Raw genomic sequence first — 12526 nt, 5'->3', positions numbered from 1 at the left:
TACTCTTTTCGTAAATACATTTCAAAACCAAAACCAAAATTATTCGATTTTAAACTATATTTGAAAACCTAAAAAAATAAAGATGTTTTCAATAGATCAAATTAAAGCGGCTCATGCCAAAGTAAAAACAGGAACTGATTTCCCAAAATACATTCAAGAAATTATCGAATTGGGCGTAAAAGGATATGACACCATTGTGACTGACGGACGTGTTTCCTATTACGGAGACAATGACTTTGAGGTAAGTTCGGAAAAAAATACGATGCTATTCCGATTACTACAGTAGCCAACAAAGAACGTTTCATCGAATTTTTAGTGATGCATCAAGACGGTCAAACCGATTATCCTACTTTTTGTCAACATGCTGCTATTTGTGGTATTGCCAAATGGCGCGTTGACATTATCGAAATGACCTGTACTTATTATGACAATGCTAATAATCCTATATTAATTGAAAAAATCCCCGAATAGAAATTATTAAATCTATTTTATATATCAACCAACCATGAAAAAAACACTAGTAACACTTTTAAGCGTTTGGAGTTTAAGCCTACTCGCGTAAACACATTCCATTAAAAATTCTCCTAAACTTACTGAAGCCACACCTGAAAGCGTAGGTATTTCGAGCGAAAGACTAACTCGAATAGACAATATGCTTAACAAAGCCGTTGCCGAATCAGAAATTCCGGGAGCGGTTGCCTTAGTAGCCCGTCATGGAAAAATTGTTTATTTGAAGGCTTTTGGAATGGCCGATAATACTTCATCTAAAAAACTAAATACGGATGCTATTTTTAGAATTGCATCACAATCCAAAGCCATAACTACGACTGCCGTGATGATGCTATGGGAAGAGGGTAAATTCAAATTAGATGATCCTATTTCAAAATACATTCCTGAATTTAAAAATCCGCAAGTTTTAGATTCATTATATCCAGATGGAAAATATACAACCAAAGCTGCAAAAAGAGAAATCACCATTAGAGATTTAATCACCCATACATCTGGAATTGGGTACGGTCAAATTGATAGTGATTCCCGTTTTACAAAAATATATCAAGATGCAGGTGTTACCGATTTATTTACCACCGAAAAAATTACAATAGCCGAAAGTGTAAAAAAAGTTAGCCAAATTGCCACTGCACCACAATCCGGGAGAAAAATTCACTTATAGCGAAGGACTAGATGTTATTGGGTATTTTATTGAAATCATGTCAGGCATGCCAATGGACGAATATTACAGAAAGCACATTTTCGAACCACTAGGTATGAATGACACCTATTTCTATATGCCTGAAACAAAATCAAACCGATTGGTGACTGTTCAAACCAAAGAAAAAGGAAAGTGGATTCCGTATCCAACTACTTTTTATGATACCAACTACCCTATAAAAGGAGCCAAAAGCTTTTTCTCAGGAGGTGCTGGACTATCAAGTACTGCTAAAGATTACGCAACCTTCTTACAAATGTTTCTTAACCAAGGTGAATATAACGGCATTCTATTGCTTAGCCGAACTACTGTACAATTTATGTTAAGTAATCAGTTGGGCGATTTGTGGGCAAATAGTGATGCTGGACATGGACTAGGATTTAGAATTTTAAACGAGAAAGGTCAAAATTTAGGCGGTCAAGGTAGTGCAGGAACTTTCAATTGGGGTGGTTATTTCAATACACAATACTTTGCCGACCCAAAAGAAGAATTAATTGGAATTATCCTAAAGCAAACACAAAAGACTTCCGATGCTACTTCTTGGAAATTCCAAGTTTTAGTGGAACAGGCTATCGATGATTAATCTTTCTCAAAATCAAAAACAGACAAAAGCGATTTCAAATTCTTGGAATCGCTTTTTTTGATTCTTTTCCTAATAAAAGCAAGATAATTTTCGATATAAATTAGAATTCCTTAAATTTACTAATCAACTAAATTAAAATCAAAAATGTAAAATATGAAAAGACTAATTCAATTTTTTATTTTATTTCTTACATTAACTTCCAATGCCCAAACAAAAATTAAAAGCAACGATACAGATGTAACTGTAGTATATCCAAAATCAAATCATCGAGAAATTACCAAAATTTGGAAAAGCCTTAAGACAATTCAAAAAGATTGGATTAAAGTTGAAAAGGATAAAAATGGTTATTTAATTTATCATCCATGTGACGGAAAAACAGAAACAATAAAACTTGAAGATGGACGTCTAACAATAAATTGGAGACTAGAAGATTCTCAAAAATTCGAGCTTGAAAAGTTTACAAGATTAACTAAAAATAATGCTTTTAGAGCCGATGCTTATGATTTAGAAAACAAAATAGGATTTGAAATAAATGCAAAAATTATAGATTATAAAAATGGAATTGTCCTTTGGGAATTTAATGGAAACAAATGGTTAATGACTCCTAAAGAAAACATATAGGGTTTTAGAATTATAAAAAACAATTGTAAAACTGTAAAAAAAAAGAATTAGTTTTTTAACAAATTGAAAATTATCAATAACAAACATCTTAACATCACAACATGACCTCTTTCAGCAAACACCTCACTTTTCGCTGGGCTGATTTAGACCCTAATTTTCATGTTCGCCATAGTGTCTATTACGATTGTGCCGCCCAACATCGTATGGAAATTCTAGACAGTTTGGGCTTGAATTTAAAAGTCTTCCAAAAAATGCATTTTGGCCCTGTCCTATTTAGGGAAGAATGTGTTTTTAGAAAAGAAATCAAGCAAGGTGAAGCTGTGTATATTCATACCACTGTTGCTAAAATGAGAGCCGATGCTTCACGCTGGTCTATTTCACATGAATTTCGCACCGAAGATAATCTCTTATGCGCTACATTAACCGTTGATGGCGCCTGGATGGATACCAAATTACGTAAATTAGTTGACCCTATTCCTGAAATTGCAATACAAGCACTTATGAGCATTCCTAAAAGTGACGATTTTATTGAATCTTAAACAATAACAATGCGAAAGACAATAATCAATAAACCCTAAACAACAAACTTTTAAAATGAAAACTAAAGTAGGAATTGTATTTTCAGGTGGTGGTGCGCGAGGGATAGCTCACTTAGGCTTACTGAAAGCATTGGAGGAATTTGGAATTAAAGCTTCAGTAGTTTCAGGAACCAGTGCGGGCGCTATAGCAGGTGCATTTTATGCAGCGGGTTATTCAGCAACCGAAATATTAAATATTCTCAAAAAAGGACATATTTTTAGTTTTTCTAATCTCTTAATTAAAAGGCAAGGTCTTTTTGCAATGAAAGGATTCCATGATATTTATTTGGAATGTTTTCCCAGTAATTCCTTCGATGATTTACAAATTCCGCTATACATTGCAGCCACTGACATTTTAAAAGGAGAGTTGGTTTATTTTTCTTCTGGAAATTTATCTCATGCTATTCTAGCTTCCTCCTGTTTGCCTATTTTATTTCATCCCGTAAAATACAATGAAACCTTGTATGTTGATGGTGGCGTGATGAACAACTTCCCTATTGAACCATTATTAAATCAATGTGATATTATTATAGGTAGCTATGTAAATTCTATAAAAAAAGAAGTCGACAAAGTCAATATGAATAACATCTTAGACCGTTGTTTTCATTTGGCTATGAAAAGTTCTGTAGAACAAAAAACACATAGTTGTGATGTCTATTTTGAACCACCTAATATGAGTCAATACAGTCTCTACAACCTTAAAAACGCTGATGAAATTTTTGAATACAGTTATCAATATGCCCTAACATTAGAAGATCAAATCAAATCATTGGATATCGAGTAATAAATATGTTTTGTAGTTTATGGATTGTGGTTAGTTGTTTAAGGTATTTGAACTTCGTTCTAAAATCTAATTTCTACTTTCTAACTTCAAACTCCTTAACTTTACGCTCCATAAAAAATACATTTTTTGATGAATACTGCTACTCATTGGAACATTTTACTTTCCAATCAAATCAATAAAAAAGAATTTATAAACACCATTCTTTCTGGTCATGCAATTGGAGAACTAGCTCCATTTAACAAGCTCAAAGGAATCTTATATTCAGATTTGGCTATTGATCATTTCATCCAAAAAGAATTCCAATACATCGAATTAACCGCTATAGATTCCAATAGAAAATTAAGCACATTTTCTTCTGGCCAACGCAAAAAGAAATTCTTACAGTATTGTATTGCACAAAAACCAGATTATATCATTTTTGACAACCCAATGGATCATTTAGATCAGGCTTCAAGAGCTGAATTAGCGCTAGCTTTAGAAGAAATGGCCTCACATATCAAAATAATTCAAATCATTAATCGTATCTCTGATGTATTGCCTTTTATTACTAATAATCGGCAAATTAATTCCGACGCTTTTATTTTAGAAAATATTTCACAAGAAATACACGAAACTAAAATCATTAGCCAATCAGGAATTCCTCATGCTGTTCATCCTCCAGAATACAAAGAAAAAATTTTGGTTCAAATGAACAATGTATCCGTTAGTTATGAAGGTCGTCCAGTAGTTAAAAATATCAATTGGACCATTGAGCAGGGAGAATTCTGGCAATTAATTGGACCTAATGGATCAGGAAAAAGCACTCTTTTATCACTGATAAATGGTGATAGCCCTAAGGGATACGGACAAGATTTATACCTTTTTGGACGTAAAAAAGGAAGTGGCGAAAGTGTATGGGAAATCAAGAAAAACATTGGTTATTTCGCTACCAATATGACTAGTTTATTTACTAGAAATCATACATTAGAACAAATGATTCTTTCCGGTTTTTTTGATTCCATTGGTTTATATGACCTACCTACTACCCTACAAAAAAACATCGCCGACCAGTGGCTAGACCTGATTGGAATGAAACATTTAAAAAACAAAATGTTCAAACGCCTTTCAGTAGGACAACAACGATTAGCGATGATCGTTCGTTCGGTTTTAAAACATCCTCCATTGGTTATATTAGACGAACCTGTTGAGGGACTGGATGATGAAAGTGTTGCTTTAGTTTGCCAACTCATTAATTTACTCAAACAAGAATCTAACATGACTATTGTTTATGTTTCGCATCGTGCCGAACCTACCTTGGCACCAAATGCCATATTTGAACTCCTTCCTTCCGAAGAGGGTTCTATTGGAATCATCAAATAATCAAGCATAAATTCTTTTAAAAACTAAAACAAACTATACTATTTGTATTTTAGAGTAATAATACGAGACTAATTTAAAATTACAGTAAATGTTTCAAAGTCATTTTTTAGTAAAAAGGATAATGCCGCTAGTATTGTTATTTCTTTTTGTTGAATGCAGCTCTATAAAAAGAGACAATTTACATTTACAAAAGCCCATTGCTGTAAAGCAGCTTCATCAAGATGTTGAATTAACTAGAAGGAAATTTCAAAGATTACATCCTAAATTAGATTATTACATTAGTGCAGAAAAACTAAACTTTAAGTTCGATAGTTTAAAAAACAGTATAACAACTCCTTTAATTCCATTAGCCTTTTACAAAAAATTAAGTCCAGTTGTTGCAGCAATAAGACAAGGACACAGTTATGTCATTCCTCCCGAAAAACAATACACAAAGAAAGAAACCAAATCATTGACTAAAAAAGGAGTTGGACCTTTTTCTCAATTTGATTTCACTTACTATGATGATAAATTATATGTAGTTAAAAACAAATCAAATAATAAAAAAATAATCCCAGGAACGGAGGTTCAGTCAGTAAATGGAATAAAACCGCATGAATTACTATCTGAATACGATAATTATTATAGTTCAGATGGATTTAATACCAGTTTTAAAAAAGAAGCAGCAGCAAACCGATTTGTTCGTTATTTTACCATTGAAAATGGCATAAAAGACAGTTTGGAATATGTTTTCAAATACAATGATAGCATTAAAAACATAACTATAAAAAGGGTAAAATCAGACAGTTTAAACCAAAAAACAAAGAAATCTTCACATAAAAAAGTAACTGTTGAAAGAGACAAACAAAGAATGATCAACAAGAAAAAAAGAATAAATGGATATGATAAAAGTGCCAATAATTTTATTCGTGAACTAAAGTATATCAGTAAGGATAGCAGCATTGCTCTATTAAAAATTAGAAGCTTTACCAAAGGACATTTTAAACAATTTTACAAACAAACATTTACCGAAATAAAGAAACAAAATTGTAAAACACTCATTCTTGATCTACAAAATAACGGCGGAGGACGCTTGAGTGAAATAATCCATCTTTACTCCTACCTTGCTGATTCGACTTATACATTTTTACAAAAATCGGAAGTAGTTTCTAGAGGAAGTCTTTTTGAAGGTGCTTATTTTAATAAAGGTAATTTTGCGGTAAAAATGACCAAAACACTATTTTCTCCCATTGTATATGGTTATTTATTACTAACTGTCCGTACAGATAAAAATGGAAAAAAATATATTTCCACCGCTACCAATCCTCAAAAGCCAAAGCCAAATGCTTTTAAACATAAATTATACGTTATGATAAATGGCGGTAGTTTTTCGGCTTCTAGTATTATTTCATCCAATTTAAAAGGATCCAAAAGAGCCTTGTTTGTAGGACAAGAAACTGGTGGTGATTTCAATGGTACCGTTGCTGGTTTTATGCCCATTATTGAATTACCGAATTCAAAATTAAAAGTTCGGATAGGAACTATACATTTTGCTCCATTTTATCAAAACCAAATACATGGTCGAGGAGTTTTTCCTGATATTGAAATTCAACCCAATGTAGAAGATCGCATTAAAGATAACGATCCCGAACTCAATTGGATAGTAAAACAAAACACAAAGTAATAAAAACGTCAAAACACATTTTAAAACACTGAATAACAGCTTATTTAACATCCGTTTTCACTTCTTATATATCAAAATTTACTAACTTAGTAGTACCAATTTTAATATACAGCAATATGAACAATGTTAAACAACTGAATAAATGGGCCAATGCGCACACTTATTTCACATTAGATTTGCTACGAATTGCTCTTGGAGTGTTTTTATTCGTAAAAGGGATAAAATTCATCACTAATATTCCTTATTTAGTGGATTTGATTTCACCCATCGACAAAATTGGAGGAGGAATGTTCCTCGTTCATTACATTACTCCTGCCCATATGATTGGCGGAATAATGATTGCTTTTGGATTGCTTACCCGTTGGGCTATTATTGCACAATTACCAATTTTAATGGGTGCTATTTTAGTCAATTTCACAGGTGAAATGCAAACTGAAAATCTGTTTTTAGCCTTGATTATATTAGCAATTTGTTTATTCTTCTTGGTATATGGAAGCGGAAAACATTCCGCCGATCATTATTTTAAAATGTCACAATAATAAATTGCTGGTGCGAACATCTAAAATTATCGCTAATTAACTATGATTTATAATCGGAAAGCTCGAGTTTATCTCGGGCTTTTTTATTGCACAAGAAAATAAGCATTAAATAAATTTCTACGTATTTTATTTATTTTAAAAGTAAAACAAAAGGCAACCACTACGTACATACTTCAATTCGCTAACATCCTACCATGAAATCACTAAGTATAAAAAATATTTTAAAATAGCTAAAAATCAATAATTTATCCACAAAATATGTTGTTTAGCAAAAAATTATATGCTTAAAAATATAAGTAAAAAAGGTTTAAAAAACTAGTTTTTATTGCGATAGCTATAAAACATAAGTAAATTTACGTAAGTATATTTGTCATGTAATAACTAACAAAAACAATTTTTTAAATCTACCATTATGAAATTACTTAAAACACTTTCTTTATCAGTAATTGGACTTATAGGAACTAGTGTAATAGCACAGGAATTTAGTTCAGATATTCAAATCAGACCTCGTTATGAATACACAAATGGTTTCGGAACCCTATTAACACCAACAACTTCACACACTTCATTTGTAGGGAATCGTACAAGAGTTACCTTAAACTATACTGATACAAAATTAAAAGCCAAAGTTGCATTACAAAATGTTCGTACTTGGGGAGCGGTAAATCATCTTACTGGAGGTGTTTCAAATGCCGCTAATAGCTTTGTGTTATTTGAAGGATGGGCAGAATATAGTTTTACTCAAAAATGGAGCACCAAAATAGGACGCCAAATCATATCATACGACAATCAAAGAATCTTTGGAGGATTAGATTGGGCAAATCAAGGACGTAGTTTTGATGCTGCTTTAATCAAATTCAAAGGAGCTAAATCACAATTAGATTTAGGATTTGCTTTGAATGCAAAAGATGAAACGAAAACACTACCAAATCCTCAAACAGCGATACTTTTTGGTACTGACTTAGATTTTAAAGATTTTCAATATGCTTGGTACCACACTTCGATTAAAAAATTAGGTGTAAGTTTCTTAGCTTTAAACGTGGGAAAAGAATATTTAAAAACAACAGAAGTAGAAACCAATTATTACCAAACTTTAGGTACTTATGCTAATTATGCAGGTAAAAAATTAAGTCTTGATTTTAGTTTCTATGGCCAAACAGGAAAAATTGGAGCAAATAAAGTTTCGGCTTGGCAAACAGCGGCTAACTTAGGATATGCTTTAACTCCAAAATTCAAAGCTACAGTAGGATATGAATTCTTATCCGGAAAAGATCAAGGAACACCTTCATCACCTATGGTAAAATCGTTCAACCCAATTTTTGGTACAAACCACGCTTTCAACGGTTTTATGGATTATTTCTACGTAGGAAATCATCTAAATTCTGTTGGTTTACAAGATGTATCTTTAAAATTAGATTTCCCTATCAAAAAAGTAAACCTTTCAGTTGCTCCACACCTATTCTACGCTCCTAATACGATCAAATCAGGAACAGTTGCACAAGATTCGTATTTAGGAACAGAAGTTGATTTAACTGCTGTGTACAAAGCAACAAAAGACATTACGTTAATTGCAGGCTATTCTCAAATGTTTGCTTCTAATTCAATGGCTGTCTTAAAAAATGGTTTAGACGACACAACAAACAACTGGGCGTATTTAATGGTAAACATCAACCCGCAAATATTCTCATCAAAAAAATAAAACACTTTTATTTTTAAAAATACCTTCAAAAAGGTAGCCTCAAAGCTTTTTACATTATTTTCACAAACAAAATCGAAGCCTCAAAACTTCGATTTTTTTTATGCCTTTTCCATAAGAAATCAGTAATCTTGCAAAAAATAGTAAAAGGAAAAACCTAAAGTAAATGAATATCGAAGATTTAGTAGGACGTTTTAAAATCGTTGGAAGTAATCAAGATGCCGAATTGTATAATTACAAAGGAATATTGTCTTTAAGCTTAGATCAAAATAAAAGAATAAAAGCAAAATGGCTTATTAATAATGAACAAATACAAACAGGTAACGGTTTTTTCAGAGATAATATTTTGGTTATCAATTTCAAATACCAAGGTAAAGAAAACCACCTATACAAAGGAGTGGTTGTCTACCGATGTTTATCAAAAGACTTACTAGATGGTTTTTGGTCGGAAAAACACGGAAATCCATCCTATTTAGGTACAGAACGCGCATTTAGAATAACCGAAATATTGCAGTAATTTATTAGAACTATATCAAATTTTGCGTTTCCTAAAAATATATTATCACCCAAAATTCGTTTAGTTTGTTGCTTAAAAAATTATTTTACCTAACTTCGTTTTTATAAGAAAACAAAACAAATACAATTGAAAATGATACAGCAAGAAGAAGAATTCAAACGAACCATAGGAGTATTCGGTTTATCGGCTAATATTATGAATGTAATTATTGGCGCTGGAATTTTTGCTCTTCCTGCTATAGTTGCCTCTTCAATGGGAGCATCAAGTATAATTGCTTACTTTTTTTGCGGACTATTAATGGCACTTATCATGCTTTGCTTTGCCGAAGCATCGAGTAAAGTGACCCAAACAGGAGGTGTGTATTCCTACATCGAAACAGCTTTTGGACCTTACGCTGGTTTTTTAGCTGGAATTTTTAACGTAACGGGTACTCTTTTGGCTGACGCAGCCGTTTCTAATGCCTTAATTAATGTTCTTGCATCCACTCATCCTATTTTTGAACTCGCTTGGATGCGAATCCTATGTCTATTTATTGTTTTTGGCGGATTGGCTTTCATTAACGTAATTGGTGTAAAACAAGGAATCGGATTAGTAAAAATCAATACGGTAGCCAAATTAATCCCGTTGATGCTTTTAGTTCTATTTGGTTGGCAAGCGGTTTCAGTAGATAATTTAGTCATTGAAAGTTTACCTGGCATACAAGAATTAGGTAAAACCTCGTTAGTCTTATTTTTTGCTTTTCAGGGTTGCGAATCTGGAATTGTCGTTTCGGGCGAAGTTATTAATCCAAAACGTACCATTCCTAAAGCTATTTTTATCAGTATCACAGCAATTGTTATTCTTTACATGCTAATCCAAACTGTCGCTCAAGGGGTCTTGGGTGATGAATTGCCACAACATACTGCTACTCCTCTTGCTGCTGCTGCTAATGTAATATTTGGACCTATTGGATTCGTAATTTTAACAACAGGTGCAGCAATATCAATGTTTGGATTCCTAAGTGGTGATATTCTTAATAACCCAAGAACATTATATGCCCTTTCACGCGACCGCGTTATTCCTATCAAAGCATTATCTAAAATACATACTTCATTTGCTACACCATACGTTTCAATTATAGTTTACGCTTTAATTGGCTTTTTAATTGCAGCTACTGGAAGTTTTGAAAGTCTTGTGGTTATTGCAAGTAGTTCGATATTAATGGTTTATTTAGGAGTAGTTTTGGCTGTTATTAAATTGCGTTATACACACCAATCCAAATCCGATGAGTTTACAATTCCAGGCGGATTAATCGTTCCTGTTATTTGTATTGCAATCATACTTTATTTTTTATCTAATTTGACTCAAAACGAAATCATCGGTAGTGCAATTGCTATAGCTTCATTATCTTTTATTTATTTTTTAATTCGTTTTATTAGAAACAAAAAATAAACGCTATATCGCATCTCATTTCTATTTACAATAATCAAATTCAGCTATCCTGCACAAGATACAGGATGTAGAAACATTATTGTTTTCCTATCTTCGTATACCGCAAAATTTTGGTTGTTATAAAATCAATTTTGTGCCTAAATAACTTTAATTATTCAAGATACGAAAACATGAAAAAAATCTGTTTATTACTGATTGTTCTATTTACAATTTTCCCTAAATCATTCTCACAAAAAAAGAACAAAGATCTTTTTCCTGATGGCACTCTAATCCCTGATTGGTTCCATGACACAACCAAAATCAATCCAAATGAATTAGGTAAATTCTATTCCATATCTGATTACGGCGCTATCAATGATAGCACAATAGTTCAAACAGCGGCTATTCAAAAAACCATAGATGAAGCCTACCGTAATGGCGGTGGTGTGATAGTTATTCCTAAAGGAACTTTTATGAGTGGCGCCTTATTCTTTAGGCCAAATACACATTTGCATTTATCTGAGAATGCTGTTTTAAAAGGCTCTAATACTATTAATGATTACCCATATTTACCTTCTCGTATTGAAGGACAAAGTATCGAATATTTTTCTGCCCTAATTAATGCATTTGGAGTGAATGGTTTTACAATTACTGGAAACGGAATCATTGACGGAAATGGATTGAAATATTGGGAGGCTTTTTGGCAAAGAAGAAAAGAAAATCCTCAATGTACTAATCTTGAAGTTTCAAGACCACGACTAGTATTTATCTGGAAATGCGACAATGTCCCAGTTCAAGATGTAAAATTGCGCAATTCAGGTTTTTGGACGAGTCATTACTACCAATGCAATAATGTTAAAATCCTTGATTTACGCATTACCTCACCACATGAACCTGTTAAAGCACCAAGCACAGACGCAATTGATATTGATGTGTGTACCAATATGTTAATAAAAGGATGTTACATGGCAGTGAATGATGATGCAATCGCTCTCAAAGGTGGTAAAGGACCTTGGGCAGATAAAAATGCAAGTAACGGTAAAAACGAAAACATTATTATTGAAAACTGTGATTTTGGATTTTGCCACGGAGCATTAACTGCAGGTAGCGAAGCTATTCACAACAAAAACATCATTGTTCGAAATTGTACCGTAAATAATGCTGTTCGCCTTTTATGGTTAAAAATGCGTCCTGACACCCCTCAAAAATATGAATTCATTACAGTAGAAAATATTACAGGTTATGCTAAAAAGTATAATTTAGGTAAAACCATGGACGCAATTTTTTGATTTAAAAGGGCGAAAAGATGTACCTCTTTCCTACTGCGATAATATTACCATGAAAAACATTACTATCAAATGTGATGTGTTTTATGATATGGCTATCACAGAATACGACAAATTGAGCAACTTTACTTTTGAAAACTTAAAAATTGAAGCCAAAAAAGACAGCATAGACAAAAGTATCATTACGCGTTTAAAACTTAAAAACGTAGTAGTAAACAACAAATCAATCAAATAAAGCCATACATCAATCTTCTAAAATAGTTAATTAGCATTTGTACATTGC

At 32.5% G+C, this 12526-nt stretch carries 13 protein-coding genes and 1 pseudogene; all 14 read left to right on the top strand.

Annotated features, from left to right (window positions below; all coding sequences use genetic code 11):
• Positions 1–82: 82 nt before the first annotated feature.
• The 14 genes and pseudogenes from P5P90_RS14295 (at position 83) to P5P90_RS01525 (ending at position 12478) form a co-directional block, all read left to right on the top strand.
• Positions 83–471 (top strand): annotated as a pseudogene (locus P5P90_RS14295) (DUF1398 domain-containing protein).
• Between the two features lie 181 nt (positions 472–652).
• Positions 653–1171: a serine hydrolase domain-containing protein gene (locus tag P5P90_RS01585; protein ID WP_278035504.1), complete on the top strand. Its 519-nt coding sequence runs from the start codon at positions 653–655 to the stop codon at positions 1169–1171.
• Positions 1131–1790 (top strand): serine hydrolase domain-containing protein, encoded by a 660-nt coding sequence (locus tag P5P90_RS01580; protein WP_278035503.1) that lies wholly within the window; start codon positions 1131–1133, stop codon positions 1788–1790. The genes P5P90_RS01585 and P5P90_RS01580 overlap by 41 nt, the downstream gene beginning before the upstream one ends.
• Before the next feature lie 153 nt (positions 1791–1943).
• Positions 1944–2411, top strand: a complete 468-nt coding sequence (locus P5P90_RS01575) for a hypothetical protein (protein WP_278035502.1) — start codon at positions 1944–1946, stop codon at positions 2409–2411.
• Positions 2412–2512: 101 nt separating this feature from the next.
• The gene (locus P5P90_RS01570) at positions 2513–2950 is read left to right on the top strand and encodes an acyl-CoA thioesterase (RefSeq protein ID WP_278035501.1); all 438 of its coding nucleotides are present in this window, start codon (positions 2513–2515) and stop codon (positions 2948–2950) included.
• 55 nt (positions 2951–3005) lie between these two features.
• Positions 3006–3773, top strand: coding sequence for a patatin-like phospholipase family protein (locus P5P90_RS01565; RefSeq protein ID WP_278035500.1), 768 nt, complete (start codon positions 3006–3008; stop codon positions 3771–3773).
• 129 nt (positions 3774–3902) lie between these two features.
• Complete coding sequence (locus tag P5P90_RS01560) at positions 3903–5132, top strand: ATP-binding cassette domain-containing protein (RefSeq protein ID WP_278035499.1); 1230 nt, start codon at positions 3903–3905, stop codon at positions 5130–5132.
• Positions 5133–5220: 88 nt separating this feature from the next.
• Complete coding sequence (locus P5P90_RS01555) at positions 5221–6795, top strand: S41 family peptidase (RefSeq protein ID WP_278035498.1); 1575 nt, start codon at positions 5221–5223, stop codon at positions 6793–6795.
• Positions 6796–6911: 116 nt separating this feature from the next.
• The gene (locus P5P90_RS01550; protein ID WP_278035497.1) at positions 6912–7334 is read left to right on the top strand and encodes a DoxX family protein; all 423 of its coding nucleotides are present in this window, start codon (positions 6912–6914) and stop codon (positions 7332–7334) included.
• A 412-nt stretch (positions 7335–7746) separates the two neighbouring features.
• Complete coding sequence (locus tag P5P90_RS01545; protein WP_278035496.1) at positions 7747–9033, top strand: alginate export family protein; 1287 nt, start codon at positions 7747–7749, stop codon at positions 9031–9033.
• A 163-nt stretch (positions 9034–9196) separates the two neighbouring features.
• Positions 9197–9547, top strand: coding sequence for a hypothetical protein (locus P5P90_RS01540; RefSeq protein WP_278035495.1), 351 nt, complete (start codon positions 9197–9199; stop codon positions 9545–9547).
• Positions 9548–9679: 132 nt separating this feature from the next.
• Positions 9680–10978 carry an APC family permease gene (locus P5P90_RS01535; RefSeq protein ID WP_278035494.1) on the top strand — a complete coding sequence of 433 codons (1299 nt, stop codon included), beginning with the start codon at positions 9680–9682 and terminating at the stop codon, positions 10976–10978.
• Between the two features lie 170 nt (positions 10979–11148).
• Positions 11149–12246, top strand: coding sequence for a glycoside hydrolase family 28 protein (locus P5P90_RS01530; RefSeq protein WP_278035493.1), 1098 nt, complete (start codon positions 11149–11151; stop codon positions 12244–12246).
• A 49-nt stretch (positions 12247–12295) separates the two neighbouring features.
• The gene (locus P5P90_RS01525) at positions 12296–12478 is read left to right on the top strand and encodes a hypothetical protein (RefSeq protein WP_278035492.1); all 183 of its coding nucleotides are present in this window, start codon (positions 12296–12298) and stop codon (positions 12476–12478) included.
• Positions 12479–12526: the final 48 nt, after the last annotated feature.

It is taken from the genome of Flavobacterium nitratireducens (assembly GCF_029625335.1).
Lineage (GTDB): Bacteria > Bacteroidota > Bacteroidia > Flavobacteriales > Flavobacteriaceae > Flavobacterium > Flavobacterium nitratireducens.
Note: the sequence above shows the minus strand (reverse complement) of the source record. Positions and strands in the feature narration are given on the sequence as shown.